The following is a 353-nucleotide window of genomic DNA, read 5'->3' as shown; positions in this document are numbered from 1 at the left end:
ATCAGAAATGCCTGCAAATATGTAGTCTGGAAGGACAGGAAAGAGTTTTCTGCAGATATGAAACATATTTATACTGCACCTACCAAACAGGCCGCAGAAGCAGCTTTGAATGATTTTGCAGATAAATGGCAATCAAAATATTCTTACGCCATTAAATCATGGAGGGATAACTGGGACGAATTAACCGTGTTTTTTGAATTTCCTCTCGAAATCCGTAAAATCATTTACACAACCAATTTAATTGAAAATCTCAACGGTAAAATACGAAAGTACACGAAAAATAAAATGTCTTTTCCGACTGATGATGCAGTTTTAAAGTCTGTTTATCTCGCTTTGAAAGAAGCTACAAAAAA

The 353-nt window shown here is 34.8% G+C and carries 1 protein-coding gene; it reads left to right on the top strand.

Annotated features, from left to right (window positions below):
• Positions 1-353: transposase (locus tag AB671_RS21805; RefSeq protein WP_185114121.1), on the top strand; the 353-nt coding region annotated here is incomplete at both ends.

The organism is Chryseobacterium sp. BGARF1 (genome assembly GCF_001677955.1).
In the GTDB taxonomy this organism is placed as follows: Bacteria; Bacteroidota; Bacteroidia; order Flavobacteriales; family Weeksellaceae; genus Chryseobacterium.
The sequence above is the reverse complement of the archived record's forward strand: the minus strand, read 5'-3'. Positions and strand labels throughout refer to the sequence as shown.